Below are 25,977 nucleotides of genomic sequence, written 5' to 3' on the forward strand. Positions count from 1 at the left end.
GCTAACGGACGGTTTCAATGGCGAGCTGGTGGTAGCGCTCAGCCAGTACAAAGGGGACGCGATGGATCGCCGCTAATACGCGCTCAGCTGCCGGCTCGTCGAGGGTAGGAAGAATCAGGAAGTGGGCCCCTTTTTTGGCGGCATCCAGAAAAGCCTGGACTGTCGTGAGGCTGGTACCGAGATTCGCTATCACTCCCGCTTCGGCCAGGTTCCTTTCGGCAAAGTCAATCATCTGCTGCGACGAAAGTTCCATACTCTCGCCAGACTTTTGCCCTTGCTCCATCAGGTCCTGTAAAACCATCTTTGCATCTGCCGGGTCATTGAATCCGACGACCATGTAGCCCGTAGGATAAAAAGCACCAAAGTCCTTTTTAAGTTCGTCCAGAGTTTTCATAGCGTGTCCTTTGTGATCAGATTTCCATCGTAGTAAGAGGCCGCTGTTAAGTCTGTTCGCTGGCGCACGGGTGCGCCTATGTTCGGCGGCGAACATACGAAGTGACGTGTTTCATCTACTGTCACTCACGTATGAAAGACGAGCCCCTCTTACCTGCCGCTTTCGCCCATCCGAACCCACAGGAAATAACCCTGTCCGGGTCGTGGACTGCGCGCGGCCTAGGCGTCATGGAGCCGGGGCTGGCTTCACTTCAGGTCGCTGGCACCAGCGCAGTCGCGGTGGATGCGTCCCACATCGATGCGCTGGACACGGCTGGAGCCTGGGTCGTGCAAGGTCTCTTGTTGCGTTTGCGGGGCGCAGGCGTGGTCGTGACCCTGCGCGGCATGAACCCGGCCTTCTCCCGCCTGCTGGAGGTCGTCGGTCAACACGTTTCCGAGCAGGCGCACCTACCCAAGCCGGTGGCTGCCAGCCCACCGAGCGCACTGACGGCTGTTGGCCAAAGCACCGCAGCGGCATGGGAGCAGGCCGTTGCGCTGCTCAGCTTCATTGGCGAAAGCGCGCTGGCTTTTGGCGCATCCATCGCCCACCCGGCGAAGTGGCGTTGGCGGCCCATTCTGTTCAATATCCGCAGCGCAGGCTTTGATGCGTTGCCGATTGTCGGGCTGCTGTCATTTTTGCTCGGCATTGTTGTGGCCTACCAGGGTGCTGATCAGCTCCGGCAATACGGTGCCAATATATTTGTGGCTGACTTGGTCGGCCTGTCCATGCTGCGCGAGTTTGCGCCGCTGATTACCGCCATCATTGTTGCCGGCCGTTCGGGGTCTGCCTATGCCGCGCAGATTGGAACCATGGCGGTCACCGAGGAGATAGACGCGATGCACACCCTTGGCATTGCGCCGATGGAGTTGCTGGTGTTGCCCAAGGTCATTGCACTGGTCATTGCCTTGCCTCTGCTGACAGTTTTTGCAGACGTGCTGGGCGTTGCTGGGGGCATGATCATGGCGCGCGTGCAACTGGGTGTGGGCTATGTGGAGTTTCTCGAACGGTTCACCAAAGCCGTCAGCACCACGGCTTATCTGGTGGGCATCGGCAAGGCGCCAGTGTTCGCCTTCATCATTGTCATGGTCGGCTGCTTTCAGGGTTTTCGCACCCAGGGTGGGGCTGACAGCGTCGGGCGCCAGACCACGCGCAGCGTTGTGCAATCGATCTTTCTGGTGATCGTGGCCGATGCCCTCTTTTCGGTTGCCTTCAGTGCACTGGATCTTTGACATGCCACGCACCGCCTCGCCCTCACAAGTCGTCATTGAAATGCAGAACGTGACCACCCGTTTTGGTGACCATGTGGTGCATTCCGGGATCGACCTGGAGATTCGCCGCGCCGAGGTCTTTGCCGTGATTGGCGGAAGCGGGTCCGGAAAGTCGACCTTGTTGCGTGAAATGATTTTGCTGCAGCGCCCTGACTCTGGAACGATACGGGTGCTTGGCGTTGACCTGGCCACGCTCTCGGATGACGATGCGCTGGCCCTGCGCCAGCGCTGGGGGGTGATGTTTCAGCACGGTGGCCTGTTCGGTTCACTGACCGTCGCGGAAAATGTGGGTCTTCCCCTGCGTGAGCACACCGCATTGCGCAATACACTGATCAATGATATTGCCGCGTGGAAGCTGGCCATGACCGGCCTCAAACCGGAGGTGGGGGAACAGTATCCGTCCGAGCTCAGCGGCGGCATGATGAAGCGGGCATCGCTGGCCCGCGCGCTGGCGCTGGATCCAGAGTTGTTGTTTCTCGATGAGCCTACCGCCGGCCTTGACCCGCAGAGCGCCGCCGGCGTCGACGAGCTGGTGCTCAAGTTGCGCGATCTGTTTGGCTTGACCATCATCATGATCACCCATGACCTTGATATGTTGTGGCAGGTGGCCGACCGCGTTGCGGTGCTGGCTGACGGCAAGGTGCAGGGCATCGGTTCGATGAAGGAGCTTTCCCGGATGGACAACCCTGCGATACGGCCTTTTTTTGAAGGGCCACGGGCGCGCGCGGCCCAGCAGCAGGATCAACACCAGGCAGCGAAAACGAAAGAAGTCGGTCTTGCTGAACCGTACAAGGAGTCATCATCGAAACCAAAGTAAATTACGCGGTCGTCGGCGCATTTGTCATCGCCCTTGGCGCGGTGCTGATCGCCGGCGTGCTGTGGCTCGCTTCCGGCGGGGCATGGCAGAAAAAGTACGCGCTGTACCTGGCGTCTATGGATGAATCAGTAGCTGGCCTCAATCTGAATGCGCCAGTCAAGTACAACGGCGTTGATGTGGGAAAAGTGCGGGATATAGAGCTTGACGCGGTCAACCCGCAACGGGTGAACCTGATGTTCGCCATTGAGGAGGGAACGCCCGTCAAAGAGGACACCATCGCGGTTCTGAAAACGCAGGGCCTGACGGGCATTGCCTACGTCGAGCTCAGCGGTGGTGCGGTGGGTTCGCCGCCTCTGCTTGCCACCGCCGGGAGCCGCTACCCGGTGATTCGTACCAAGCCTTCCCTCAGTGCACGGCTGGAGAATGTGCTCACCAGCGTGTTAGCCAAACTCGACGGCACATCCAACAGCATCAACGCGTTGCTGAGCGAAGACAATCAGAAAGCATTCAAGAGCGCGTTGGCGGACATCGCCACCGTGGCCCGCACCGTCGCCGCGCGCAAGGACACGATCGATGCCAGCATCACCCATGCTGGCAGCACGCTTGAAAACACCTCACGGGCAACAGCGCAAATGGCTGCTGTGGTGGATCGCATCGGACGCAGTGCCGACGCAGTGGAAAAAATGGGCAACGAAGTATCGCGCACCAGCGCAAGTGCGGGCAAGGCTGTGGATGCTGTCGGAGCAGACGTGAAACGCTTCAGCACGGAAACCCTGCCCGAGCTGGAGCGTCTGCTCGGTGAACTCACGACGCTGTCGAGTTCGTTGCGTCGTCTGAGTGAGCAGACGACGCGTGATCCACGCGGCTTGCTATTCGGGCGCAAGCCCGTCCCGGAAGGCCCGGGAGAAACCGGAGCCAAACCATGAAAATAATCAACAGACAGGCTTCAATCAAGGCGCTGCGGCTCTTGGGCAGTGTGTTGGCTGTGACGGCCCTGTGCGCTTGCAGTTCCCTGGGTCCTGCTCCCACGCCGACAACAGATTTCTATCTGCTTGACAGTGCAAGGGTGACGGCATCTATCCCCCCAAAGACTTCAGGACCGACGTTGATTGTCAATCCACCGATTGCAGCTGCCGGCTTTGACAGCCCGCGCATCATTTATGTTCGCGATTCCCACAAGCTGGAGTACTTCGCGCACAGCGAATGGGTAGACCCGCCAGCGCGCATGCTGGGGCCGCTGCTGGTGGCCGCGCTTGCGAACACTGGCGCGTTTGGGGCCGTGGTGCTGACGCCCGGTGCTGCTGCGGGTGATCTGCGACTGGATACCGAGATCATCCGGTTGCAGCACGAGTTTCAGAGCCAGCCGAGCCGGGTGCGGTTCACGCTGCGTGCCATTCTGGTTGAAGACCGGACTCGCCGGGTTGTGGCGTGGCGCGAGTTTGATGGCAGTGTTGCGGCTACCAGCGAAGACCCTTACGGCGGAGTGGTGGCCGCCAACCAGATTGTGCAAAAGGTGGTTGAAGACCTATCTTCCTTCTGTGTGGATGCCATGCGTACCGCCCAATGAGGGGCGCACAAATCCCAGCTATTGGTGCGGATCGGCCGCGCCGCCACCTTTGAAGGATGGACTGGAATGGTCGTTGGCCTGGCCAGGCAAGGGGGATGGAGCCTCAGACCCCTTCGGCACGGTCGGGTCGGGCATCTTGGGAACGATGGGGTCCGGTACTCTGGGTGAACTCACGCTGAGTTGAGGTTGAGGTACTTCGGTCTTGCTGCAACCTGCAACAGCCAGAACCAGCACGGTGCAAGAAACGAAAAAAGGAAGCGGCTTTTTCATGGGAATTCTCCATTGGATCAACGCCCAGCTTAATGCGTGGTCCGTTCCCCGTATGTTCTCTGTCGCACTGACAGACGCAATAATTTGTCTGATGCTTGCCCATCGTTTGATTGCTATGCCGTGAAGGATATTTGCATGAGCCAGAGAGTCTTAATGTTTGTCATGCTGGCCACGGCGTTGACCCTGTCAGCCTGTGGTGAGATGGCCCAGTTGCCGGTGGAGGCCGGTACCGGCCCGCACCCAACGCTTCCGCCGCCGCGTCCCACCTTGATCCCGACCGTCCATATCGCGCCCGCCAAAGGGTGGTCGCAAGGAGCAATGCCTTTGGCCGCGCCGGGAACGCGGGTGGAAGCTTTTGCCAGTGGGTTGGATCACCCGCGCTGGCTGTATGTCTTGCCCAATGGTGACGTGCTGGTGGCCGAGACCAATGCGCCCCCCAAGCTCGAAGACTCCAAAGGTATCAAGGGCTGGCTGACAAAGCTGATCATGAGTCGGGCTGGGGCCGGTGTGCCCAGCGCCAACCGGATAACCCTGCTGCGAGACACCAATGGTGATGGCGTCGTTGACACACGTTTCGTGCTCTTGGACGGGCTGAATTCTCCGTTTGGCATGACCTTGGTGGGGGATAGTCTTTTTGTAGCCAATACCGATGCTGTTCTGCGGTTTCCCTACACCGCTGGCAGCACACACATTACGGAGCCCGGCATCAAACTAACCGGTCTGCCAGCGGGACCGATCAACCACCACTGGACCAAGAACCTCATTGCGACACCGGATGGAAAAACGCTCTATGTGACAGTCGGCTCGAACAGCAACGTGGCTGAGCGGGGTATGGTGGTGGAAGAAGAAAGAGCCGGCATTTGGGAGGTCGATGTTGCCAGCGGTGCACACCGCGTTTTCGCGTCTGGCTTGCGCAACCCGAATGGCCTGGCTTGGGAGGCATCCAGCGGCGCGTTGTGGACCGTGGTCAACGAGCGGGATGAACTCGGCAGCGACCTCGTTCCTGACTACCTGACATCCGTGCGAAAGGGAGAATTTTTCGGATGGCCCTTCAGCTACTACGGCCAGCATGTTGACGAGCGCGTAAAGCCGTCCCAGCCGGAACGGGTGGCCAAAGCAACCGTGCCGGACTATGCATTGGGGCCCCATACCGCTTCGCTGGGGCTGGCATCGTCTGCCGGAACTACGCTTCCTGCGGCTTATGGAAATGGCATGTTCATCGGTCAACATGGCTCATGGAATCGCAGGCCCCATAGTGGGTACAAGGTTATCTTTGTACCTTTTACTTCCGGAAAGCCCTCTGGCCCGCCCGTCGATGTGCTGACAGGATTCCTGAGTCCGGACGGCGCGGCTTACGGCCGGCCTGTGGGGGTCGCGCTTGACAAACGGGGCGCGTTGCTCGTGGCCGACGATGTGGGCAATGTGATCTGGCGCGTCAGTGCCGCAACCGCGTCAAGTTCCAAGCCTGCGGATGGGCAGTGAATCGTTGAGGCAATAGCAGGAGGTATTGGTATGACGGAAGTTCGAAAAGGGCAAGCACCCGCCAGTCTGGACCGGGAAGAGTTTGGCAAGCGCTTTCGCGCTTCATTTTTTGATCCGGCATTTGCGCCTGAGCAGACGGCGATTGCGCGCCTCGAAGAAATTGCCTGGGTGGCCTATTTTGAAGGCCGTAAGGCTCCGGTGACCCGGCTGGCTGGGCCGGGCTACGCGGACCCCACCTACAAGCTCTCGGAGGACTGGCTGGCCACACGGCAGGCACTGGAGGTGGCTCAGGCCGGTTGGGCGGACCCGGCTGGCCCTTCACGTGTTTTATTGGTTTGTGGCTCGGCCAGAAATGATGGAACCTGCCCGGGCGAAATCTCCAAATCATTTCGCATGAGTCAATGGGTGCGAGAGGCGCTGGAGGGCGAAGGCATGCAGATAGACCTGTTGGACCTGAGCCTGCTCACCTCTGAATATGGGCGGAACATTTACCCGTGCAAAGGCTGTGTTTCAACAGCCATGCCTCTGTGTCACTGGCCCTGCAGTTGCTACCCGAACCATGCACTGAACCAGACCAACGACTGGATGGCGGAGATTTACCCGCGCTGGGTCGCAGCGCACGCCGTTGTCATAATCACCCCGGTTTACTGGTATCAAAGCCCCAGTCCATTGAAGTTGATGATGGACCGGCTGGTGTGCGCCGATGGTGGCAACCCGGATCCTACTTCCACGTCGGGCAAGCAGCCGGCCAAGGCGAAGGCGCTGGAGATGAAAGGATGGTCGTATCCGCAGCACCTGGCCGGCCGTGCTTACGGCGTCCTTGTGCATGGTGACGTCGCAGGAATTGAGGGCGTGCGGCGAGAGCTTTCAGACTGGCTCGACTGGATGGGTTTTATAGATGCGGGTGCGCAAGCCCGCCTGGACCGGTTCATTGGGTACTACCAGCCTTATGCCACCAGCCACGAGACCCTCGACCGTGACGACGCGTTACAGCAGGAAACGCGCAACGTGGGCCTGTCAGTAGCCCATGCGGTGCAGGCCCTGCGATCAGGTCACTTAAAAGCTGACCGGCCTGCGATACAACGGCCACGTCCGAAATAATACCGATCCAGGAGATTCATCCCTTTCCAGGTCATTCACTTTTGCGTGCGTTGTGGCACTGATCTGCGTCGCTCCAATCCCTACTATTGATTCGTGATGTGGGCAATTCGGCACCACACTGCACACAACTATCAAGATGATTTCCTGAAAGAGAAAACGCAATGAACTACACAGAACGCGACACCTATAGCATGTACACCACCAATATGGTTGGCAATGACCCAGGGCCCACTTTGATGGGTGCCGACACCCTGATCGGCAATGACGTGTACAACAAGAAGGGGGATGACCTATTCTGATGGCCGCATGTAAGTAAGCAGGAAAATGGGGGAGCAGGCTGAAGCCACTAACCCCGTGCGTATCGGTACCGCGCCTGGAGCTTACGGTAGCTCTGCGTTAATGGCTGATCAAGTGGACTCTGTTGGTGCCGAGCCGTGACCTGTCAGTGATTTTCCGATGATGACCTTGGCAAGCTCCCTGTCGCTTTCGCCAAGGGTGTGCACGACCAGAACCACATTGCCGCCATGAATGGCATCCATCACCAGCTCAGAAAATTTTCCTTCCTTGCTCTTTTTCCCCTGGTCACTTGCCGCACCGGCTACAGCACCGGCAATACCCCCCACACTGGCAAACCAGCCCAGCATGGCCAATGGTGCAACCAAAGGGCTGGCAACAAACAAGGTCACACTCGCGGCCCAAAGCATCACGGTTCCGATCGCTCCTACGCCCGTCCCCACTGCAGTGCCGATCGCTCCGTCCACCAGCATGTCCTTGAGCACATCGTCACTGCCACCCGCAATCGGCACGTGGGCAAGTTCGTCCAGCAGTGCGACTGCATCGGCTGCGATTCCGTGCCTTATCAGGTCCTGTCGAACATGCTCGGCTTCGTCCCGTGTTGCATAAATTGCCGACACCCTGTAGGGTTGACTCGGCGGCGATCGCTCTGCTGTCAGACCGGGGCTAATGGTGATGTCGGTGTCGTTCTGGTTAGTTGAGATGTTCATCATGTCCTCTGGATAGTTGGGTGGTTTGCACACTATCTGTGCCGACGAACGTGGCACGCGCCACGCGCTGTTCTGCTGCGCGGGGTGCAAAGGTCCCGGATGCAGCAGGGCTTGCGGATTCGCCAATGATCAGCGTTGGCACCGTGAATATGAAGAGCGCCACGCTGGCCGTCCATAGCCATACAGTTCCTTTCGTTCCCATGCCGATCTCCCATTTGGTGCATAAAATTTTCGGATAGCTTGCAGTGCCATTCTTCAACATGGGGACAGATAAGTCTGTTCGGCATCACACACAAGCGAACACCCATGGCTCCAGGCAAACCGCTGGCAACTTGCGTTTCGACGCAAGAAATCGAAGTCCGGTATGCGCTAAGTGATTTACCGCACAGACCGCAGGGATGCATTTCGGCACATTAGTCACACGCGGCATCTGCTGCGAGGATGGAAGGACACCAATGCAGTCGAACACACCGGGTAAGGCGATGCAGCTCGAACTCTTGCGTTTGAGGAACCGTTTGACAGACGCTGGGAGTGAGGTTGACAAGAGCCAACTGGCTGAACTGATGGCCGAAAACGAGCGCTTGGTGCTGGCTGTTCTTGCGTCTGAGCGCATCGCCGAGAAAGCAGTTCAGGATTTGAAGCAGTTGGCATGGTCCAGCCAGCGCGATCACCTGACAAAAATACCCAATCGTGTACTCATGCTGGAGCGGCTGGAAAGCGCCATCACCATGGCTCAGCGCCGTGGTACCCGTCTGGCGGTCTCATTTCTGGATATTGACAAATTCAAGCAGATCAATGACACCATGGGGCATGCCGTTGGCGACAACGTTTTGCGTTTGGTGGCACGGAGCCTGGAATCGGTTGTCCGGGAGTCCGACACGATCAGCCGGCACGGTGGAGACGAGTTTTTGGTATTGCTGGCGGAGCTTTCGCAAAGTGCAGGTGCAGGGCTGATTGCCGAAAAAATAATCAAGGAAATTTCGGAACAGAGTAGGTTGTGCGACCCTGCGCTGAACCTTTCGGTCAGCATAGGAATCGCCGTTTTTCCCGATGATGGAACGGATGCTTCAACCCTGATCCGGCGGGCTGATGAAGCCATGTACGAGTGCAAGCGCACGGGGGGCGGGGGTTATTCTTTTTTTGGTGACCTCACGCCAGACTAGTGGGTCCATGTGGCCCTGTGTTCTACACCATACGTTCGGGTTTTACCCAAAGGTCGAATTGCGCATCAGTGACCATCCCCATGGCCACAGCGGCTGCCTTCAGGGAAATGCCGTTGGCCTGCGCATGTTTGGCGATGGCTGCCGCGCGGTCGTAGCCCATGTGCGGGGTCAGCGCGGTGACCAGCATCAATGACTTTTCCAGCAGCTCGGATATTCGGGGGCGGTCCGCTTCGATTCCCTGCGCGCAATAGGTATCAAAGCTCACCATCGCGTCAGTCAAAAGCCGCACGCTTTGCAGGAAGTTGTAGGCGATCAGTGGCTTGAACACATTGAGTTCAAAATTCCCCATGGAACCACCCAGACTGAGAGCAACATCGTTGCCCATTACCTGACAGCACACCATGGTGAGTGCTTCGCACTGCGTGGGGTTTACCTTGCCGGGCATGATCGAGCTGCCGGGTTCGTTCTCCGGTATGTGCAGTTCACCGAGTCCACATCGCGGTCCCGATGCGAGCCAGCGGACATCGTTGGCTATTTTCATCAATGCAACGGCCAGTGTCTTGAGCGCACCGTGAGCACTCACGAGCGCATCGTGCGCGGCCAGCGCGGCGAAGCGGTTGGCAGCACAACGCAGCGGAAGTCCCGTATCCTGCGCCAGCTTCAATGCAACTCTTTCACCAAATAGAGGGTGGGTGTTGAGCCCAGTGCCGACCGCTGTACCGCCAACGGCCAGTTCTGCAAGCGGGACCAGACTCGACACGATGGCACGATCCGCGTGTTGAAGCTGTGCGGCCCACCCCGATATTTCCTGCCCCAGCGTAAGAGGCGTTGCGTCCTGCAGATGGGTGCGCCCAATTTTCACAATGCCGGAAAACGCAGTCGACTTTTCTTCAAGGCTGGCGCAAAGTGCACGCAGCGCCGGCAACAGGTCGCGCGTGATGTCCATCAGCGCGGCCAGGTGCATCGCCGTTGGAAAGATGTCGTTTGAGGATTGCCCCAGGTTGACGTGGTCGTTCGGATGGACACGCCGGTTTGCGCCCCGGGTTCCTCCCAGCAGTTCGGATGCCCGATTCGCAAGAACCTCATTCATGTTCATGTTGGTCTGGGTGCCAGAGCCGGTTTGCCACACTACGAGTGGGAACGCATCCGGGTGGGCCCCTGCCAGCACCTCGGCCGCCGCTTCGCTGATTGCAGCGGCTATGGTTTTGTCCAGCAATCCCAATTCCGCATTGATCACAGCGCACGTGCCCTTGATCTGCGCCAGTGCCCTCAGCAGGGTGTCAGGCATACGCTCAGTTGAAATGTGAAAGTGTGCGAGCGAGCGCTGGGTCTGGGCGCCCCATAGCGCTTTGGCGGACACGGCGATGGACCCCATCGAGTCGAGCTCCAGACGTTCATTGGATTGCATTGAAAACCTCTATTTCTGTCAGGTCCGTCTACTGCGGCGACTGAACGCCGGCCTCCATGGTCCCAGCGGTAGTCTGCATCGAGTCCGATGACCCAATAGTCCGCCTTGAACGGCCAAAAGAATGACACCTTGAGTCGGCCGTTGTGTCACCAATGCATTTGCGCTGAAAACACAGGGGAACGCTGGAAATTTCATACCACTTTCCTGCGTACCGATCGAAATCAACAGCCGCCACGCTGACCACCGGGGGGCTGAGCTTCGGCCGGCGCCGTGGCGCCCAAAGCCAGAGCCAAGGCGAGGGCAGATTTGAAAACCATGTGAGGCTCCTCGTGTGCAGCAGGGCGCGCATTTTGCGCCGCATGCGGACAATGATCACACAACCCCGATGTTTGATCAGTTCGTTGGCGAACAGAGCCGGATATGTGCGCTATCGAACGGACTGGGTCCGGAAATTACGCCATTCTCAGGCCTCTTCTTTTCTATCTCTATCTGTGAGGCATATTAATGAAAACACCATCTGAACCTATCAACGTTGAAGCGTTGCGGCAACGTGCCCGGCAAGGCATGGAAAAAGGCGCAGTGACGTCCGGATACACGGCAGACCTGCCGACCGTGCTGAAAATGCTCAATGACTCGCTGGCTACTGAACTGGTTTGCGTACTGCGCTACCGCCGCCACCACTTCATGGCGCGCGGAATTCATTCCCAGGCTGTCGCCGGTGAGTTTCTGGCGCATTCAAACGAAGAGCAGGGCCATGCAGACCTGATTGCCGAGCGTATTGTGCAACTCGGTGGTGACCCGGATTTTTCCCCCGCGACGTTGCTTGACCGCAGCCATGCAGAGTATGTAGAAGGTGTCACCCTTTTCGACATGATCCGGGAGAACCTGGTCGCCGAGCGCATTGCCATCGACAGCTACCGCCACATCATCCAATACCTGGGTGACAAGGACCCGACCACTCGGCGCATGCTGGAGTCCATCCTCGCGATAGAAGAGGAACATGCGGATGATTTGTCGGATCTTCTGCAACTCGTCCCGTCGCCAGGCCAACCCTCGCAGCCGTCGCCGAAATTGCAGTCTGTCTGACTTCGGCAACCCACCCAATAAATACCCTAAGGAGGACACCATGAGTCTTGGAACCATACTGTTGATTGTTTTGATTTTTATGCTGATCGGAGCTATTCCGAGCTGGCCGCACAGCCGAAACTGGGGCTACGGGCCCAGTGGTGGTTTGGGGCTGGTTGTGGTCGTCCTCATCATCTTGCTGGTGCTGGGCCGGATTTGACCGATTTGTTGGATCTCCCGATGAGCGAGAGTCAGGTCAGAGCCGACACGAAGTGCGCGGCCCCTGGACTCTTCCCAGAGTACAACGGCGATCGCCGGGCATTGTCGGAAACGATCAGAGATCGAATCAATCAACAGGAGCCAAACCCATGATTGCCGAGCAAGATATTCTCAATGCCCGCATCCTGATCGTCGATGACCAGGAAGTAAACGTTAACCTGCTGGAGCACATTCTTGCGGATGCGGGTTATACCTGCGTAAGTGTCAGCATGAACCCCAAAGAGGTATCAGCGCTGCACCGAAATAACGACTACGACCTGATTTTGCTGGATCTGCAGATGCCGGAAATGGACGGCTTCGAGGTCATGGCGGCCCTCAAGGCCAATGACGGCGACGCCTACCTGCCCGTGATCGTGGTCACTGCGCAGCCGGATCACAAGTTGCAGGCTTTGCAGGCTGGTGCCAAGGACTTTGTCAGCAAGCCATTCAATCTGGCAGAGGTCAAAACGCGCATTCACAACATGCTTGAGGTGCGTCTGCTGTACAAGGCGCTGGAAAATTACAACCGTGAGCTGGAAAGCCTGGTTGAGCAGCGGACAGCCGAATTGCATGAAAGCGAAGCGCGCTTTTCACAGCTTGACCGGGTGGAGAATATGCAGGCGTCGGGTACCAAAGGGTAAGTGCAGTGACGGTGAGCCCATCGCGTTGCAATCCAGCGCTGGCGTCAATTTGCTATTTTTTTGATAGCTTCATACGCATATTCCACGAGGGCTAGAGGCCAAAATAGTTCCAATTTTCGTGGGAAAATGGTGCGCAAGAGCGCGGACGATTCTGGCGGCAGAGGGCATGGTGAAGGCTGTTGTCGCGTTTGCTGCCGGGCTGGCTACCCAAGCCTCTGCCATAAAAGGTACAGGGTAACAACTTCAAGCAGGGCGGCTTTAACGATCGCTACGCAAGGGAAGCTACGACTCCCTGAATGGCATGGGTATGAATGACCGCATTTCATCTGCCCGACCCGTCGGCAACAGCCGTCGCAGGCCTAACGAGCGTGTCTTCAACGCCCCGGTCATATGGGTACGGGCTGTGTCGCGGCCGGCTATTTGCGTTATGGGGTGCGACTGGCCGCGCGTTCCAGGTCATGTTGTTTTTCCTGCAGATACTCGGCCAGATCAAGCTCATGCAGCTGCGCTGCGTGACGCTCGGTCAATGCAAACCAGGCACGCAGTCGCGCGTCTCGCTGCGCTTGTGGGGTACCAGTAGTGACGCCGCTGTAAGCCAGCAAGGCAAGGTAGTTGCGAATGACGTTGCGTTCCAGCGAGGCGCGTTCACCCCGAACGTACTGGGGCCGACCATCTGACTGGGTACCCGTAACGGTAAACCCGATTTTCGATCGACCTGCCGTCGCCAGGTAGGCGCCCATAGCCAGTTTGGCGAGGGTACCGGTGCCATAGGCATAGCCAAAATGCAAAAACGTACGGTTGTTCTCGATCGGAGTGGATTCAAAAACGATGCGGTAGTCTTTCGTGGACAACGGGCCATCCGCGGCGATCAGCGTTACCTTTTGGTAGGTGGCGTTAGCCACATCCACGTGCATGTTGTAGGTCATGCTGTAAGTGGCCCCGGCCGCAGCGGCTCGTTTGGGCCCTACCGACAGGGTCAATGTCTCACCACTGGCACTGTCTGCAGGTGCACAAGAGTGAATATTCAGATGCAGAAAGAGCAGCGAACAGACAGATTCTGCTGAGCTGAGAACCGTGCTGACCCGAGTAAAGGGTACTGCCAGTTCAGCGTACACATCGCCTTCCATGCGGTCACCCGCCTCGCGTGAAGTCAGATAGAGCGGCTCATCGAAGGTCTTTGCCTGTAACTGGCTCTGGTACTCCACGCGCTTGGCCAGCAAGCCGGCCGTGCTGGTGGTGGGCACCGCCAATGCAAGCTGTGACGAGACGACCAACAGCATCCCGATCAGAGCATGTGGAATCGCGAAGCGGCGAGTCATGTCGGGCATTTGTCCAGTGTCGATAGTAGGCGCGGTGTGGCGCATGGGTGATACTCCAATGGATCGGGTGGCCACACGTTGGTGGCATTGAGGTGAGTTTGCTTTGAAGACCCAGGGTCTGTCTGTACGTCGTATCACATTGAGGCATCAGTGCCCCAGCGAACAGACGAATTGCTTGTCAGTATCTAGACTGAAACGCACTGGAGGTGTGATGCGTTGACGAGATCGCTTGCATAGACTTCCTTTGAAGCCAGGAGCACGTCTGATCTCTCAGGCGAGCCACAAACATGAAAGAAAACCATGCAATTTCAAGTTCAAAAGCAATTGACCCATAGCCAGCGCTTGTCAAACCGTGGATTTGCTGTTCGTCTCTCAGCATACATGATGGGTGTGGCGGGCGCACTGCTTTTCGCGTCTCCGGTCATGTCTGCTGACCAGAATCCGCCTACCGCACAGGCGCGCTATCAGGCAGAACGGGCTGCCTGCAATGACGGCAGCTCTAACCAGGACCGTTCCACCTGTTTGCGTGAGGCCGCTGCGGCGTACCAGGAAGCCAGGGCAGGCAGGTTCAATTCCGATGGCGAGCAGTCCTATGGCAGTAACCGTCTGATACGCTGCGAGCCGCTGCCACCGCAATACCGCGAAGAATGTGTGCGTCGCATGCAGGGCGAGGGTAGCCAACAGGGCAGCGTGGAGGATGGCGGAATCTTGCGCGAGTTGGTCACACCTTCAGCGCCTGTCAAATAGGGTATGAATCCAGGCATGAGAAATCGTTGGTGGATGTGGTCGGTCGGGCTGCTCGTAGGGTTGCCCTTGCTGGTTTTTCTGTGGGTCGAGGTTGTTGGCTGGAATTGGGCGCGCAGCCCCCTGGAGCGCATGGTTCTGAACCGGACTGGCCGCGTGCTGGTGATTGGGGGAGATCTGAAAGTCGATCTCGGTTGGCACGCGCCGCGGGTTCTGGCAAAAGCCGTCACATTTGCGAACCCGCCCTGGGCGGTCGAGAAGCAGATGGTTGCAGTGGACGAGGTCGAACTCACAGTCGATGTTCCCGCCCTTTTCAGCATGAAGCTGGTGTTCCCCGAGGTGCACCTGAAACACCCAACGGTTTTTCTGGAGCAGGCGAAGGATGGGCGCAAGACCTGGTTTCTGGACCGGGCCCAGTCCAGTGAAAATGCCTTCATTCCCATCGGACGTCTGACGCTGGATCAGGGCTTGGTCGGGTACGACGACGTGAGTCAAAAAACCCACATTCGGTCCGACTTGTCGACCCAGAATTTGCTGACTGGCGGAACCGGTGTCAATGACGTGGTTTTCTCCGCCACCGGAAGCTATCTGGGGCAGGCTTTCAAAGCCAAGGGCCGCGGTGGTTCGGTGCTCGGTCTGTATGACACAAGTGTGCCCTATCCATTGAAAGTGGATGCGTCCATCGGTCGAACCAGCTTCCAGGCAGACGGCACGGTTACCGGCCTGCTGAAGCTTGTCGCCGCCGACCTGAATCTGGCGCTACGGGGCGACAGTCTGGCGCAGCTCTTTCCGATATTGGGAATTGCCTTGCCACAAACTACGCCATACGCCATTGAAGGTCGCATCGTACGTAGCGAGAATATTTGGAGATACGAGAAGTTTTCGGGTCATTTCGGCCAGAGTGACCTTGCAGGAACGATGCAGATCAACCTCGCAGGTCCACGGCCTTTTCTCACGGGTGAACTGACCTCGCGGCGGCTGGATCTGGCCGATCTTGGTCCCCTGATTGGCGCCACAGAAAAAAACGCCGTATCGCCGTCAACCCCGGTTTCCAAATCAAAGTTCATGCCGGATATCCCGTTCAAGACCGAGCGGTGGAACACCGTGGATGCCGATGTGACTCTGAGCGCTGCGACCCTGTCGCGTGCAAAGGAGGTGCCGTTGGAGAATCTCGTTGTGCATTTGAAAATGCAGAATGCGTTGCTGACCCTTGAACCGCTGGACTTTGGCTTTGCCGGGGGCCATCTCAAGGCCGTCATCTCACTGGATGGCCGCAAGAGTCCGATTCAGGCTCATGCCACTGTCGGTGTTCGCAAAGTCCGGCTTGCCAAGTTGTTTCCAACGATTCCCATTGCGCGATCAAACATCGGCGAGATCAACGGGCAATTGGATCTGTCCGGTCATGGCGATTCGGTAGGCAGCATGCTGGCGACGTCGGATGGTCGAGTCGGACTGGTGGTCGTTGATGGCGAGGTCAGCAAGCTATTGATGGAAAAGTTGGGCCTTCACCTGCTTGAAATTCTGCAACTTTCGCTGACGGGCGACAAGACCGTCAAGCTGAACTGTGGAGTGGCCGATCTGGGTGTGAAAGCGGGCGTCATGGAGGTCAATGCGATGGCGCTCGACACCGAAGTAAGCACCATCATTGGCAGTGGCCGCATAGACCTCGGGAGTGAAACGCTGGACTTGACGCTTGTGCCGAAAACCAGGGCGACGAGCCCGGTTGCCCTGCGCAGCCCGATTCATGTGAAGGGATCATTTTCGAACCCCGACATTCAACTCGACACTGCGCGTGTTGCGGCGCGTGGCATTGGAGCGGTGGCGCTGGGTCTGATCAATCCACTTCTGGCATTGATCCCGCTGGTGGAAATGGGTCCAGGCATTGAGAACCAATGCAAGACGATGATCCAGAACGTAAAAAAGCCCCTGAGCAGCGCTTCAGGGGCTTTCGCACCCGCTACTGCAAAGTAGCGGGTCAGGTGAGGTAAATCAGTTCTTTGGAGCAGGAACGATGACCACCGTGTCACCACCGGTTTTACCTTGCTGACCGGTTGCACCCGTGTTGCCCGTGGAGCCTGTTGCGCCGGTATCTCCTGGGCTTCCCGTATTTCCGGTGCTGCCAGTGGCGCCCGTGTATCCGGTTGACCCTGTGGCACCCGTCGCGCCCGTTGCGCCGGCTGGGCCTGGCACCGGCACATTGACCACGGCCGGAGGAGTCACGATGGTCGGCCGGTCACATGCGGTCAAGGCTGCGGACACAAGAACTGCTGAAAAAATGATGGAATATTTCATAAAAAATCCTTTGGATGAATAGACAAAACAGGTGACCCGAAAAGAGTTCTGGATCACTGGGACTGCAACTGCGAAGTTACGCCAGTTGGACCTGTAAATCTGTTCGTTGGAGTACATAGCGATGGGTTTTAAAGCACCGCAGAAGAGTCGGGATCATTGTCTGCCTTCACCGGTCGTGGCGTCTTGTTTCTTGCCGGGAAGCCACACTTCGACGGTGTGCCCAAGTTGGTCATCGATCAGATCAATTGCCGCCGTGCGTTGCGCGACGCCGTCCAGCACAAATCGAACTTCCTGACCCACCTCTTCCGTTTGCGTGATGGCGATGGCGTACAGCGTCTGGCGGTAGCGGTATTTCACCTTGAATCCAGGCCACCCGGCCGGCAGACACGGCGCCAGTCGCAATTGACCAGCCTCTATACGCAATCCCAGTAGTGATTCAAGAATCAGACGGTACATCCAGCTGGCAGATCCCGTGTACCAGGTCCAACCGCCGCGCCCCGTGTGGGGGGCAACTGCATACACATCGGCTGCGACTACATAGGGCTCTACTTTGTAGGTGGAGACGGCTTTGGCAGAGCTTCCATGGTGCACCGGATTGATCAGGTCAAAGCACTCCCATGCCCGGCGCGAGTCGCCTGAGGCAGCAAAAGCCATTGCGGCCCAGATGGCGGCGTGCGTGTACTGTCCGCCGTTTTCGCGGACACCCGGTACGTAGCCCTTGATATACCCCGGGTTCAGTGCGGACGTGTCAAACGGAGGTTCGAGTAGCTGGATTAACCCGTCTTCGCGACGGACCAGGCGTTTGTCCAGAGCGTCCATTGCGATGCGCGAACGTTCCGGGTCACCGGCGCCGGAGAGTACCGACCAGCTCTGCGAGATCGAGTCGATCTGGCATTCTGTATTGACCGTGGAACCCAGAGGTGTTCCGTCATCGAAGTAGGCGCGCCGGTACCAGCCGCCGTCCCATCCGTGCTGGTCAATGTTGTGGCGCAGCGCACTGGCGGCGCTCAGGCACTCACTCGAAAATTCAGCATCGCCATGGTCACGCGCCAAGGCGCTGAAACGCACCAGAGTGTCGTAGAGGAAAAAGCCAAGCCAAACGCTTTCGCCCTTGCCTTGCATACCGACCAGATTCATGCCATCGTTCCAGTCGCCCGACCCCATAAGAGGCAGGCCATGATCGCCAGTGGGCAATCCCCTGCGTATGGCGCGCACGCAATGCTGGTAGAGGCTTTCGCTGACGGCGGACTCGGCGGGCAGGTCGTAATAGGAATCGTCTTCCGGATTGACGGGTCGGCCCTCAATGAACGAAATGGATTCGCTCAGCACACCCGTGTCGCCGGTGGCGAGAACGTAGCGGCACGCCGCTTGCGGCAGCCAGAGGAAATCGTCCGAGCAATGGGTCCGAACTCCCCGGCCCCTGGGCGGGTGCCACCAGTGCTGTACGTCGCCTTCGGAAAACTGCCGCGCAGCGCAGCGCAGCAAGTGCTCGCGCAGCAGACGCGGCTCCGAATGCACCAAAGCCATCGTGTCCTGCAACTGATCGCGAAAGCCAAAGGCACCACCGGACTGGTAGTAGCCGCTGCGCGCCCACAGCCTGCATGCAATCGTCTGGTACAGCAGCCAGCCATTGGCCAGCACATCGAGCGCAGGATCGGGCGTTTCCACCTGGACCGCGCCCAGTGTGTGGGCCCAATAGGTTCGTACGGCCTGAAGTGAGCCGCGCAAGGTTTCGGGTTCGCGCAGGTGCTGGAGCATAGTGGTTGCGTCGTCGATGCTCCGCCGACCCGCTGCGCCGAGTCGAAAGATGACTTCACGTTCCTGTCCCTCGGCCAGCTCGATAGGCACCCGTATGGCCGCGCAGGGATCCATGCCGGCACCAACCTTGTTGGACAACTTCAATCGACTCATTGCAGCCGGACTTCGGATGGTTCCATTGCGGCCCAGAAACTCGCGGCGATCCCCGCTGACGCTGACGTTCGTCGATCGCGTCAAGCCATCGGCATCAAAGAATGCGATTCGGTCTCCAAATTCGGGACTGTAGGGGTTACGCGCCAAAATGGCCCCACTCAAGAGGTCGATTTCAGTCGTGACATGCATTGCTGACTTTGCGTGAAGGTCGCCCATGACCCACTCCACATAACCCGTGACAGAGAGTTGTCGTCCGCGGCCCGAGTTATTGCGAATCTTGAGTTTGGAAAATTTGACGGCAGCGTCAAGATCCACAAACACGGTGAGCTCGGACCGGATGCCGTCCTCTTCGTGCTCGAACACGCTGTAGCCGAAACCATGGCGGGTGACATAGGGCGTATTGCCACCACACGGCAGGGATGTGGGGGACCAGAAGGCGCCAGTCTCTTCGTCGCGGAGGTACAGGGCTTCACCGCTCACATCGCTCACCGGATCGTCACCCCAGGGGGTGAAGCGGAATTCGTGGGCGTTTTCACTCCAGGTGTAGGCTGCTCCAGACTCCGAGATGACCGTGCCGAAGCCGGCGTTGGCAATGACGTTCACCCACGGAGCGGGCGTGGGTTGTCCTTTGGTTGTGGTGATGATGTATTCGCGGCCATCCTTGGAAAATCCGCCAATACCGTTGAAGAAGAGGAGTTCACGGGTCGGCAATGCACTGGCTGGCATCGGGTCTTTGCGGCGTGTCCGGGTTGAAGGGAGACGTGTGAAGGAAGATTCGGGAATTTCTCTGGGGCTACGCCGGTTCACCTGGTCGGCCAGCGTGCCGCGGGTATCGGTGATGATGACGCGTGCGACCGTCTGGAACAAGGTCCGGTCTTCGTTGGAGATCTGCTCGGCTGCTCTGACGAAAATGCCGCCGGGGCGGTCCGTGAAATTCGCTTCCACGCCTGCGGCAATCAGGCCCATGATTTGCTCTTGCAGAAGCTGGCGGTAGCCCGCGTGGTCTTCGTTCCAGATCACCAGATCTACGGCCAGACCTTTCAGGCGCCAATAGGCATGGGCCTGCACCAGTTGGCGGACCAGTTCGATGTTCGCCTGGTTTCCGATTTGCAACAGAACAATCGGCAGATCACCCGATATGCCGTAGCCCCACATACCGGACTGTCCGCGCCGGTTGATGGCAAGCAGGCTGGGCTCGGCCCGTTGTGCGGCGTTGGCGTAGATGACGGAGCCGGCCAGGCGCCCGTACAGTTGTGCGTCAGATTCCGTTGCATTGATTTGTTGCAGGTTGACCCAGCTGTGTGTCCAGGCCAGATCGAAAACGCGATCGGACAGATTCCGGTCCCGGTATTTTCCGATCAGTTCCAGTGCAGCATTGCGCGTTTCTCCGATCCCGGAAACCACGTCAATCGTAACTGTCTGCTGGGGATCGAGTGTGATCCGGTAGCGAATGGCCACGATGGGGTCCAATACCGACCCTTCACTGTCCGAGAGATTTCCGGATTCGTTCATGGACTGTGGCGCATCGACGGAGCGCGTACGACCGATGAAGCGCATGCGGTCAGTCTCGTAAGAAGCGGGGCCCGCCTCTGCGCCATGCACCGCCATCAGGTGGAACATCCACGGCAGATGCTCACCTTCGGAGCGTGGTCGACGGTTACACAAAATGGCCTGCTGGTCCCGCAAAACTTCAGTTTGAACAAACAGGTTGCTGAAGGCGGGATGCAGTGCATCGGCCGCCGCCGAGGCCAGCACGACCTCGGCGTAGCTGGTGACCTCGATGGTGCGCCGGGTACGCGAACGGTTGGTAATGCGCAGACGGCGCAGTTCAATATCATCCTCCGGCGACACCACGATCTCGGTGTGCGCCTCGTAGTCGTGATCACGACGGCGAAATTCCGCCCGGCCTTCGGAGAATATCGCTTCATAGGCATCTGCTTTTCTCAGTGTTGGCTGATGCGCTGCCGACCAGAATTTTCCTGTTGCGACATCGCGTAGATAGCAGAAACCGCCCCAGTTGTCGCGCGTTCCGTCTTCGCGCCAGCGTGTGACGGCCAGATCCTTCCAGCGGCTGTAGCCTCCGCCTGACTGGCTGATCATCACGTGGTAGCGGCCATTCGACAGAAGTTGCACTTCAGGGATCGGGGTGTCGGTGTTGCGCAGCACGCGCATGGGCATCTCAGGGCCCATAGCCTTCGCGCGAATGTCGGAGAGGTCAGGTGCGTGGACATGAAACACCGCCGTTGCTGGAATGCGTTCCTGCAACAGCAATGTTGTCGCCTGAAAAAGTGGATCGGACGAAAACCGCTTTTGCATCGGCTGGTCAAGCAGGACATAGGCGAGGGCTAGCAGGCTCATACCCTGGTGGTGCGCCATAAACGATCGGATAACTGCGCTTGACTGCCCGCGCGGCAGGCGCGACGGTGTGAAATCAACCGCCTCATACATGCCATAGGGGCCCTTCAGGCCATCGGCCGTTAAGCGCTCCAGGTTTTGACATGCAGCGTCAGGTATCACCATTAGTGCCAGTGCAGAAGCGTAGGGCGCGACAACCAGATCCTCGGCAAGTCCCCGCTTGAGTCCAAGGCCCGGCACGCCGAAGGCGCGGTACTGGTAGTTCATCGCGGTATCAACCGTGTTGTAGCCCGACTCGGACATGCCCCACGGTATGCCGCGCTGGTGGCCATAAGCGATCTGGCGCTTCACCACAGCCAGATGCGTCTGATCGAGCAGGGTGTTGGGGTAGGTTGGCATAACCAGCATGGGCATCAGATACTCGAACATCGACCCGCTCCAAGAGAGCAGGATGGGGTCGCCCCCAGTTGCCGTGAGAAGTCTGCCCAGTGCAAACCAGTTTTCCTGCGGCACTTCGCCCTGTGCGATTGCTACAAAGCTGCACAGTCTGGCTTCCGATGCCAGCAGGTCGTAGTAGCCGGTGTCAAGTCGATGTTCGTCGACGTTGTAGCCCACGGCAATCAGATGCCGAGCAGGGTCATAAAGGAAACTGTAGTCAGCCCGGGCCAGATCAGCCGCCTGTTGCGCAAGGTCACCGATAACCTGAATCCGCTCAGTCGCCCGCTCGCTCGCCAGAATGACGAGGGGGGTCAGTGTCGCAATCAGCGTGCTGTCGGTGGCTTCGGTGCTGACTTGCGTCCCGCGGAAGGTCTGTTGCGCCATTGCGTGATTCAGTGATATTTCCAATCCCGCCATCTCGCGCAGGGTCGCAACGGCACCGAAGCCCGGAATCGCGTGCAACCAGTCCGGCAAGGCTGGCAGACTGCTCCAGGGAACGAGGAATTCAAGGTCTGTCAATGTGTCCTGGCACTGCTTCTGCAGCAGGTCGATCCATGCCACCAGTTCCTCATTGGTAGAGGCCATAGGCACAGTATTCTGCAAGTCGGACAGCGTGCCGCATGACGCGGCAATCCCCTCTAGCCAGCGCCTTGCAGAAGCTACGGTCGCCGGCCTTGCGTCACACGCCGAATCGATGTCGCTTTTCAGACGGGATACGGCTGCAAGGGTTTCGACGGTCGCGCTTTTCGTGAGCGCGTCAGACAGGTTTCCCATCGCGTCACTCAAGCCCTCGAACGTTCTCGATCCAAGAACCTTCTGATCGATCAGCGCCAGCAGGCCCGGCCGCAGAGTCAGCAGATGGCCTGAAAGGTTGCCACTGTCTACGGAGGAAACATACTGGGGTGACAGGGTTGCCAGAGACAGCGTGTCATACCAGTTGTAGAAGTGGCCTTCATATCGATCCATGGTCTGCATGGTCGCCAGCGTGCGTTTTGTGCGCATGAGAAGTGTTCCGGCAGGGATATAGCCGAAATCGAAAGCCGAGAGGTTGGCGAGAAGCGCCATGCCCATATTGGTAGGCGAGGTGCGGTGCGCGACAACCGCAACCGGGTGCTCCTGGTAGTTGTCGGGCGGCAGCCAGTGGTCCTCTTCTGTGACGAAGGTCTCGAAAAAGCGCCAGGTTCGTCTGGACAACTTGTGCAGGAAAACGGTCTGTCCGGGTTGTAGCTCTACCGCACGGTCAGGCAATGGCCGACTGATCCACCAGGTGATAACAGGGGCAAAGAACCAAAGGGCCAGCACGGGTGCGGCGACCAGCAGCGCGGCTGGACGGGTTGCCGCCAGGGTAATGGCGATGGTCGCGGCCACAGCCGGAGAAATCCACATCGCGCCCCACGACCGGACGAGGTCGCCCAAACCTCCTGGGCTCGGGGTGTGTCCGCGTTTCGGCTCCTGGTGTTGCGCAATGCCGTGGGATGGATTCCATTCCAGCAGGCGATGGTGCGTGAACACGACGCGCAGGGATGTCCGAACGACGGCGTCCAGGCTGAAAAAAAGCTCATGGGGCAGGCAGCTCAGGGTGAGCGCGGTTTGTGCTACTTGCCGGACCAGGGACTGCACGGCTACCGCCAAGTGCTGGCGTATGGGTATGTCTTTGGGCTTGCGCAGCAGGTTCAGGCCGGCGGTCATGACGGGTACGAGGAACAGGACCGCCAGAATCGCCAAGGTCCAGACCCCGAATGAGGGAACCAGAGTCCAGCCCAGCGCAAACAATACAACCAGACCGGTTGGGACCAGGCTGCGCCGCAAATTGTCCAGAATTTTCCATTGCGACAGGAAGGAGAGGGGGTTTTTCAGTTTGGCGCCACCTGGGCCGGGAACGCGTCGCAACAACCATGACGCAATCTGCCAGTCACCACGAATCCAGCGCTGGCGCCGGCTGACGTCGGCGTCGTAGCGGGCGGGGTAGTCGTCATAGAGTTGTACATCACTCAACAAACCGGCCCGGGCGTAGCACCCTTCCAGCAGATCATGGCTGAGAATTCGGTTTTCGGGAAAGCGATCCTTGAGGGATTGCTCAAACGCATCCACGTCGTAAATCCCTTTGCCGATGAAGGACCCCTCGTGAAAAAGGTCCTGATAGACATCCGAGACGGCACGTGTGTACGGGTCGACTCCGGCCTCGCTGGCGCAGAGGCGGGCGAAACGCGAACGGTTGGTACTGGGCAGGCTGACGGCCATGCGAGGTTGAAGGATGCCGTAACCCTCAGTGACACGTTGCCGGGACTCGTCGTAGCGGGGGCGGTTCAGCGGGTGCGCCAGGGTCGCCGCAAAGGCCCGTGCCGAATCACGCTGCAACTGGGTGTCGGTGTCCAGCGTAATGACATACTGCACCTGACGCAGGATGGCCGTATTTCCGACGATATGGGAGAAGGCCTGGTCTGACCCGCCACGCAACAAGGCATTCAGCTCTGCCAGTTTCCCCCGCTTGCGCTCGTACCCCATCCATAGCCGCTCCGGGCCGTTCCAGCGACGCGGACGGTGAAACAGGAAGAAGATGTCACTGTCGGCTCTGTCGTATTTGCGGTTCAGCGCTTCGATCCTTTCGCTGGCCTGTTGAAGCAGGGTTTCGTCGTCCGGCAAGGTTTCTTGCGCAGCATCACGAAAGTCGGTCAGAAGGCCAAAATGCAGGTGCGAGTCTTGGTTGGCGAGGAATCGGACCTCCAGTGCCTCGACCAGGTCGTCGACGCTACGCGGACTGGTCAGCATGGTCGGTACGATCACCAGCGTACGCGCCTCTGGCGCGATACCCTTGGAGAAATCCATGCGTGGCAGAGCATGCGGGGTTGCCAGTAGGGTCGCGGTCCAATTTACCAGTGTGACTGCCAGCTGGCTTGTGCCCAGCAGCCCGGCAACTCCGATGGATAGAAGTACCCCGTTCGAGAGTCCCTGGGTGTGCGCATAGGCGATCAAAGCGCCGGAAAACAATGCGGTGAGCAGCCCGATGGCGCCCAAATACAGCGGTAGCGGGTATTGGCGGATGAGTCTGTGTAAAGACTCCCCGGCTGAATGGCGGGCGTCAGCGGCACGCTCCAGCTCGGGTAAACCTTTGCCAATCAGGTAGTAGCCGACGTGGGCGTGAAGGCCGTCGGTCTCACCATCCGGCTGCATCAGGCTCTGATGTGCCAGCTGGATGGCTTTGCGTGCCACTTCACTCTCGCTCAGGCGGCTGTGACGGGCCACCTTTTCGATCACGTGACGGTAGCGGTCACGCGTAGTGAAGTCCATGCGGCCATATACCTCGCCAGGGTCTTCGCGCAGCTTGTGTTCGACCGTGCTCATGGATTCCACAAAGTCACGCCAATCCATGGCGCCGAGAAAGCGAAGGCTGCCGATGGTGTTGCTGATGCATACCTGATTGACGGCCAGGCTCTGGGTTTCCGAATGCACCATCTGCTCAATCGTCAGGCCCGACTCGGACAGGCGCTGCTCAATCCAGTTCAGTGGCAAGGCGAGGGCGGAACTGTGGCCCTGAAGGCGTCGGGCGAGCTCTGCGACGAAGGAGTTGCCCAAGGGTGGATTGGACCGTGCCATGTCTGCAATCACCAGAATCAGGCTCTTGGGATCATGTTCTGCGACTTCGATCATCTGGTCGGCCCAGGTACCAGCCAGATCCCTGTCGTTCATTCCTTTTTCGACCCCGACGCTGATGCGTCGCAGGTTCTCAATCAGCGCTAGGCGCAGCATGATCGGGATGGCCCACAACTCACCCAGATTCAGAAGTGAGACTTTTTGGTAGGCGGCTACGAAGCGGTTGAGGTTGCCGAGGTCTACCCGTCCATCTCCGTGGGAAATGACCTCCAGCGCAATGTCATAAACACGGGGGAGGCCTTTTGATGGTCCATTGGCAAGGAGCGGCAACTCGCGGCTGTAACCCTTCGGAAAGTGCGTTTTGGCGGTGCGAATCTGCTCTTCGATGAGGTAAAAATTGTCCAGCAACCATTCGCCTGCAGGTGTGACCCGGTGATTCGCCTTGACTGCATCCATCAGCAGGTCACATGCGCGTTCCAGAATGCCTTCGTTTTCAGCGAGCCGCGCCAGCAATTGGTCACGACCGCGACCGGGCTGAAGGGTATGCGTGTCCGCGAGCGTCTTGCCATGCCGTTCCATCTGGTCGGCGCTGAACAACTCCGCGCGCAAAGGTGGCTCAGTCTGGGCGTGTTGTCCTTCGGAGTATTTCCCCAGCAGCGCTGCGCTACTGCGCAGCAAGGCCGCGTAAATGGTTTGGATGCGGGTGTTCAATGGTCGTGGCTCCGTGTTGTGGCGGTGTCTGTGTGATCCGCTTTGAATCACGACGCGAACCGCTAAAGCTTGGGATGAGCTTAGACACGGCTACCGAGAACGTCTGTGCGTGAGCGAACATAAAGTAAACCCACCGCTC

At 58.5% G+C, this 25,977-nt stretch carries 22 protein-coding genes; 13 read left to right on the forward strand and 9 right to left on the reverse strand.

The features are described from left to right. Position 1: 1 nt before the first annotated feature. The gene (locus AC097W_RS01905) at positions 2 to 394 is read right to left on the reverse strand and encodes a hypothetical protein (RefSeq protein ID WP_479600562.1); all 393 of its coding nucleotides are present in this window, start codon (positions 392 to 394) and stop codon (positions 2 to 4) included. Positions 395 to 525: 131 nt separating this feature from the next. Here AC097W_RS01905 and AC097W_RS01910 point away from each other — a divergent pair, with 131 nt between their 5' ends. The 4 genes from AC097W_RS01910 to AC097W_RS01925 are packed head-to-tail and all read left to right on the forward strand — an operon-like array spanning position 526 to position 4,085. Then, complete coding sequence (locus AC097W_RS01910; protein WP_479600563.1) at positions 526 to 1,662, forward strand: ABC transporter permease; 1,137 nt, start codon at positions 526 to 528, stop codon at positions 1,660 to 1,662. A 1-nt stretch (position 1,663) separates the two neighbouring features. Beyond that, positions 1,664 to 2,518, forward strand: coding sequence for an ABC transporter ATP-binding protein (locus AC097W_RS01915; protein WP_479600564.1), 855 nt, complete (start codon positions 1,664 to 1,666; stop codon positions 2,516 to 2,518). A 41-nt stretch (positions 2,519 to 2,559) separates the two neighbouring features. After that, complete coding sequence (locus AC097W_RS01920) at positions 2,560 to 3,444, forward strand: MlaD family protein (RefSeq protein ID WP_479600565.1); 885 nt, start codon at positions 2,560 to 2,562, stop codon at positions 3,442 to 3,444. Next, the gene (locus tag AC097W_RS01925) at positions 3,441 to 4,085 is read left to right on the forward strand and encodes an ABC-type transport auxiliary lipoprotein family protein (RefSeq protein WP_479600566.1); all 645 of its coding nucleotides are present in this window, start codon (positions 3,441 to 3,443) and stop codon (positions 4,083 to 4,085) included. The genes AC097W_RS01920 and AC097W_RS01925 overlap by 4 nt, the downstream gene beginning before the upstream one ends. Positions 4,086 to 4,103: 18 nt before the next feature. On the opposite strand, the gene AC097W_RS01930 is transcribed toward AC097W_RS01925, so the two are convergent. After that, complete coding sequence (locus AC097W_RS01930) at positions 4,104 to 4,355, reverse strand: hypothetical protein (protein ID WP_479600567.1); 252 nt, start codon at positions 4,353 to 4,355, stop codon at positions 4,104 to 4,106. A 135-nt stretch (positions 4,356 to 4,490) separates the two neighbouring features. Here AC097W_RS01930 and AC097W_RS01935 point away from each other — a divergent pair, with 135 nt between their 5' ends. From AC097W_RS01935 to AC097W_RS01945, 3 genes are all read left to right on the forward strand, one after another. Beyond that, complete coding sequence (locus AC097W_RS01935; protein WP_479600568.1) at positions 4,491 to 5,837, forward strand: PQQ-dependent sugar dehydrogenase; 1,347 nt, start codon at positions 4,491 to 4,493, stop codon at positions 5,835 to 5,837. Positions 5,838 to 5,867: 30 nt separating this feature from the next. Beyond that, positions 5,868 to 6,938 carry a flavodoxin family protein gene (locus tag AC097W_RS01940; RefSeq protein ID WP_479600569.1) on the forward strand — a complete coding sequence of 357 codons (1,071 nt, stop codon included), beginning with the start codon at positions 5,868 to 5,870 and terminating at the stop codon, positions 6,936 to 6,938. Positions 6,939 to 7,099: 161 nt separating this feature from the next. Next, positions 7,100 to 7,237, forward strand: a complete 138-nt coding sequence (locus AC097W_RS01945) for a hypothetical protein (protein WP_479600570.1) — start codon at positions 7,100 to 7,102, stop codon at positions 7,235 to 7,237. A gap of 108 nt (positions 7,238 to 7,345) precedes the next feature. On the opposite strand, the gene AC097W_RS01950 is transcribed toward AC097W_RS01945, so the two are convergent. Together AC097W_RS01950 and AC097W_RS01955 are read right to left on the reverse strand one after the other, a co-directional pair. Continuing rightward, positions 7,346 to 7,942, reverse strand: coding sequence for a hypothetical protein (locus AC097W_RS01950; protein WP_479600571.1), 597 nt, complete (start codon positions 7,940 to 7,942; stop codon positions 7,346 to 7,348). Next, positions 7,926 to 8,204 (reverse strand): hypothetical protein, encoded by a 279-nt coding sequence (locus AC097W_RS01955; protein WP_479600572.1) that lies wholly within the window; start codon positions 8,202 to 8,204, stop codon positions 7,926 to 7,928. The genes AC097W_RS01950 and AC097W_RS01955 overlap by 17 nt, the downstream gene beginning before the upstream one ends. 193 nt (positions 8,205 to 8,397) lie before the next feature. Here AC097W_RS01955 and AC097W_RS01960 point away from each other — a divergent pair, with 193 nt between their 5' ends. Next, on the forward strand, positions 8,398 to 9,105 hold the full coding sequence (locus tag AC097W_RS01960; RefSeq protein WP_479600573.1) for a diguanylate cyclase domain-containing protein: 708 nt from the start codon (positions 8,398 to 8,400) through the stop codon (positions 9,103 to 9,105). Between the two features lie 22 nt (positions 9,106 to 9,127). On the opposite strand, the gene fumC is transcribed toward AC097W_RS01960, so the two are convergent. Next, entirely contained in the window at positions 9,128 to 10,513 is a 1,386-nt protein-coding gene (fumC, locus tag AC097W_RS01965; RefSeq protein ID WP_479600574.1) for a class II fumarate hydratase, read from the reverse strand. Positions 10,514 to 10,541: 28 nt separating this feature from the next. Further along, positions 10,542 to 10,757 (reverse strand): lipocalin family protein, encoded by a 216-nt coding sequence (locus AC097W_RS01970; protein ID WP_479601278.1) that lies wholly within the window; start codon positions 10,755 to 10,757, stop codon positions 10,542 to 10,544. A gap of 260 nt (positions 10,758 to 11,017) precedes the next feature. Here AC097W_RS01970 and AC097W_RS01975 point away from each other — a divergent pair, with 260 nt between their 5' ends. The 3 genes from AC097W_RS01975 to AC097W_RS01985 all read left to right on the forward strand — a co-directional run bounded on the left by AC097W_RS01975 (position 11,018) and on the right by AC097W_RS01985 (position 12,477). Beyond that, entirely contained in the window at positions 11,018 to 11,599 is a 582-nt protein-coding gene (locus tag AC097W_RS01975; RefSeq protein WP_479600575.1) for a ferritin-like domain-containing protein, read from the forward strand. Between the two features lie 40 nt (positions 11,600 to 11,639). Further along, positions 11,640 to 11,798 carry a DUF3309 domain-containing protein gene (locus AC097W_RS01980; RefSeq protein ID WP_479600576.1) on the forward strand — a complete coding sequence of 53 codons (159 nt, stop codon included), beginning with the start codon at positions 11,640 to 11,642 and terminating at the stop codon, positions 11,796 to 11,798. Between the two features lie 148 nt (positions 11,799 to 11,946). Next, entirely contained in the window at positions 11,947 to 12,477 is a 531-nt protein-coding gene (locus tag AC097W_RS01985) for a response regulator (protein ID WP_479600577.1), read from the forward strand. Between the two features lie 425 nt (positions 12,478 to 12,902). Here AC097W_RS01985 and AC097W_RS01990 read toward each other — a convergent pair whose 3' ends face one another. After that, positions 12,903 to 13,841, reverse strand: coding sequence for a hypothetical protein (locus AC097W_RS01990; protein ID WP_479600578.1), 939 nt, complete (start codon positions 13,839 to 13,841; stop codon positions 12,903 to 12,905). 255 nt (positions 13,842 to 14,096) lie between these two features. Here AC097W_RS01990 and AC097W_RS01995 point away from each other — a divergent pair, with 255 nt between their 5' ends. Both AC097W_RS01995 and AC097W_RS02000 read left to right on the forward strand, forming a co-directional pair. Continuing rightward, entirely contained in the window at positions 14,097 to 14,543 is a 447-nt protein-coding gene (locus tag AC097W_RS01995) for a hypothetical protein (protein ID WP_479600579.1), read from the forward strand. Between the two features lie 15 nt (positions 14,544 to 14,558). After that, positions 14,559 to 16,511 carry an AsmA family protein gene (locus AC097W_RS02000; RefSeq protein WP_479600580.1) on the forward strand — a complete coding sequence of 651 codons (1,953 nt, stop codon included), beginning with the start codon at positions 14,559 to 14,561 and terminating at the stop codon, positions 16,509 to 16,511. A gap of 18 nt (positions 16,512 to 16,529) precedes the next feature. On the opposite strand, the gene AC097W_RS02005 is transcribed toward AC097W_RS02000, so the two are convergent. After that, on the reverse strand, positions 16,530 to 16,832 hold the full coding sequence (locus AC097W_RS02005) for a collagen-like protein (RefSeq protein ID WP_479600581.1): 303 nt from the start codon (positions 16,830 to 16,832) through the stop codon (positions 16,530 to 16,532). Positions 16,833 to 16,985: 153 nt separating this feature from the next. Beyond that, positions 16,986 to 25,838 carry a glycoside hydrolase family 94 protein gene (locus AC097W_RS02010; RefSeq protein ID WP_479600582.1) on the reverse strand — a complete coding sequence of 2,951 codons (8,853 nt, stop codon included), beginning with the start codon at positions 25,836 to 25,838 and terminating at the stop codon, positions 16,986 to 16,988. Positions 25,839 to 25,977 lie beyond the last annotated feature (139 nt).

The sequence above is a fragment of the Rhodoferax sp. GT1R46 genome, from assembly GCF_056521285.1.

What these genes read in the sequence shown, in the direction of transcription:
- AC097W_RS01905 (WP_479600562.1), bottom strand. Translation starts at nt 394, where the DNA reads ATGAAAACTCTGGACGAACTTAAAAAGGACTTTGGTGCTTTTTATCCT.
- AC097W_RS01910 (WP_479600563.1), top strand. Translation starts at nt 526, where the DNA reads ATGAAAGACGAGCCCCTCTTACCTGCCGCTTTCGCCCATCCGAACCCA.
- AC097W_RS01915 (WP_479600564.1), top strand. Translation starts at nt 1,664, where the DNA reads ATGCCACGCACCGCCTCGCCCTCACAAGTCGTCATTGAAATGCAGAAC.
- AC097W_RS01925 (WP_479600566.1), top strand. Translation starts at nt 3,441, where the DNA reads ATGAAAATAATCAACAGACAGGCTTCAATCAAGGCGCTGCGGCTCTTG.
- AC097W_RS01930 (WP_479600567.1), bottom strand. Translation starts at nt 4,355, where the DNA reads ATGAAAAAGCCGCTTCCTTTTTTCGTTTCTTGCACCGTGCTGGTTCTG.
- AC097W_RS01935 (WP_479600568.1), top strand. Translation starts at nt 4,491, where the DNA reads ATGAGCCAGAGAGTCTTAATGTTTGTCATGCTGGCCACGGCGTTGACC.
- AC097W_RS01940 (WP_479600569.1), top strand. Translation starts at nt 5,868, where the DNA reads ATGACGGAAGTTCGAAAAGGGCAAGCACCCGCCAGTCTGGACCGGGAA.
- AC097W_RS01945 (WP_479600570.1), top strand. Translation starts at nt 7,100, where the DNA reads ATGAACTACACAGAACGCGACACCTATAGCATGTACACCACCAATATG.
- AC097W_RS01950 (WP_479600571.1), bottom strand. Translation starts at nt 7,942, where the DNA reads ATGAACATCTCAACTAACCAGAACGACACCGACATCACCATTAGCCCC.
- AC097W_RS01955 (WP_479600572.1), bottom strand. Translation starts at nt 8,204, where the DNA reads ATGTTGAAGAATGGCACTGCAAGCTATCCGAAAATTTTATGCACCAAA.
- AC097W_RS01960 (WP_479600573.1), top strand. Translation starts at nt 8,398, where the DNA reads ATGCAGTCGAACACACCGGGTAAGGCGATGCAGCTCGAACTCTTGCGT.
- fumC (WP_479600574.1), bottom strand. Translation starts at nt 10,513, where the DNA reads ATGCAATCCAATGAACGTCTGGAGCTCGACTCGATGGGGTCCATCGCC.
- AC097W_RS01975 (WP_479600575.1), top strand. Translation starts at nt 11,018, where the DNA reads ATGAAAACACCATCTGAACCTATCAACGTTGAAGCGTTGCGGCAACGT.
- AC097W_RS01980 (WP_479600576.1), top strand. Translation starts at nt 11,640, where the DNA reads ATGAGTCTTGGAACCATACTGTTGATTGTTTTGATTTTTATGCTGATC.
- AC097W_RS01985 (WP_479600577.1), top strand. Translation starts at nt 11,947, where the DNA reads ATGATTGCCGAGCAAGATATTCTCAATGCCCGCATCCTGATCGTCGAT.
- AC097W_RS01990 (WP_479600578.1), bottom strand. Translation starts at nt 13,841, where the DNA reads ATGCGCCACACCGCGCCTACTATCGACACTGGACAAATGCCCGACATG.
- AC097W_RS01995 (WP_479600579.1), top strand. Translation starts at nt 14,097, where the DNA reads ATGCAATTTCAAGTTCAAAAGCAATTGACCCATAGCCAGCGCTTGTCA.
- AC097W_RS02000 (WP_479600580.1), top strand. Translation starts at nt 14,559, where the DNA reads ATGAGAAATCGTTGGTGGATGTGGTCGGTCGGGCTGCTCGTAGGGTTG.
- AC097W_RS02005 (WP_479600581.1), bottom strand. Translation starts at nt 16,832, where the DNA reads ATGAAATATTCCATCATTTTTTCAGCAGTTCTTGTGTCCGCAGCCTTG.